Here is a 1,787-nt window from a genome sequence, read left to right as displayed (position 1 = left end):
CCTGCCATTCCTGTTTGGTTAACTGAAACATAAAATCAGCCGGAAATCGTAGGATATTACGTTTCACAGCCTGTTTTAAAGATCGGGTCTCTACCTGGTACAATATTGCGAGATCAAAATCCAACATTACCTTCTGTTTCCTGATATAGTAGATCTTACTTATAACTATTTCCTCTGGAACTAATAATTCGTTATTTTTCATCGCCTTATAATGCTTGTGTTACTCTTAAAGTCGTCCGTTTAGTTTTTTCGTGCGTATCTAATAAGTTTCGCAGGTTTGTCATATCTTGACTAACCTTTTGCTCAACTACCTTTGCATAAATCTGTGTAGTCCGGATGGTAGTATGTCCCAGCATCTTGCTCACCGTTTCAATAGGAACACCGTTAGATAATGTAACAGAGGTGGCGAACGTATGTCGGGCCAAATGGAAAGTCAGATTTTTTTTAATTCCGCACAGATCTCCCACCTCTTTCAGGTAGCTGTTTAATTTCTGATTCGATATCATTGGAAACAGACTTCCCTTGGCAATGGATCTGGGGTTATCCTTGTACTTGGCTATAATATAGGCTGCTTTTGGTAAAATAGGAACGTTCACTGAGGTATCGGTTTTTTCCCGAATAGTTTTGATCCAGTAATTGCCATCCATTCCTAAAATGATATTGTCTGGAGTTAGCTGCATAACATCTATATATGCCATGCCGGTATAGCAACTAAATACAAATAGGTCCTTGGAGTATTGAATCCGCTGAAGGCTAAACGATTTTTCCTCAATGGAAATAAGCTCTTCATTTGTCAGATACCCTCTTTCAACTTTTTGCAACTTAAGTTTAAACAGCTCGAAAGGATTTTTATCCATCCATCCAAGCTTAACGCCAAGTCGAATTACCTTACGAAAACGCTCCAGATGTTTCATTACACCATTGTTCTCCATTCCCTTGTGATGATCAGTAGGGACATAAGTTCTTAGAAAGTATTCGAACTGTGTAATAAACTGGTAGTCCAACTCCGTAAGGTAGATGTCTTGTTTTTTGAATTGTACTAAAACGAACTCTTTCAAATACTTTGCAGTGGTATAATAGTTTTTAATAGTCCCATAAGCGAGGACCTCTTTCATTTGCAGGTTGTGATATTCGATGAGGGATAGGAGAGTGTTCTCCTGTTCCTGTATCCCCAAAAACTGGTTTTTGAGTGCTTCCGGAGTTATGAGTTTTTTAGCTAAGACCATTTCCCTGTAATAGGATGAAAAAAGACCCTTTACTTCTTCCAAATAATTGTTCAGAATTTTAAGGTCAGTGTTCTTGGTTTTTGCGGTTCCTCTTGATGGGTTCCAATCTGCGATTTTTACAGATTTCTTTAGTGACATTTCAACTCGGGCACCATTGACGTTTATCCTGACATAAACTGGTGCAATTCCGTCTTTTTCTTTATTCATTCTTAAAATGAAATGAACTCCGAATGTGCTACTTGATCTCATACACTTGACTTTTAAGGTTTAACATAAACTGATTTGAACTATTTAAGTCCAAACAGGTCACTAGAGAAACATTAAAGTGATCTTTTTCGATCTATCTGAGTATAAAATTAATTGATGTATATATCTTATAATCAACTAATTAAACCCTTTCTGGTGACCTAAGTTAAAAATTAATTTAGGTCACCTAATGGTTCTCAGAAAGTATGGATTGAAACGGATTAATATGAACTGTTTAAAAGCAGAAAAGCCTCTAAATAATGATATTTAGAGGCTTTTGCATCCAGATGAACTGGTATTTGTCGGGGTGGCAGG

2 protein-coding genes are annotated in these 1,787 nt (G+C 36.9%); both read right to left on the bottom strand.

Translation table 11 applies throughout. From position 1 onward, the window contains the following. Positions 1–202 (bottom strand): ORF6N domain-containing protein (locus WBJ10_RS02305; protein ID WP_424287936.1); only part of this gene is annotated, 202 nt, incomplete at its 3' end. 4 nt (positions 203–206) lie between these two features. Continuing rightward, positions 207–1,475, bottom strand: a complete 1,269-nt coding sequence (locus WBJ10_RS02300) for a site-specific integrase (protein ID WP_424287935.1) — start codon at positions 1,473–1,475, stop codon at positions 207–209. Positions 1,476–1,787 lie beyond the last annotated feature (312 nt).

This window comes from Daejeonella sp. (assembly GCF_049655485.1).
Lineage (GTDB): Bacteria > Bacteroidota > Bacteroidia > Sphingobacteriales > Sphingobacteriaceae > Daejeonella.
This window is presented reverse-complemented; position numbering and strand designations above follow the sequence as displayed.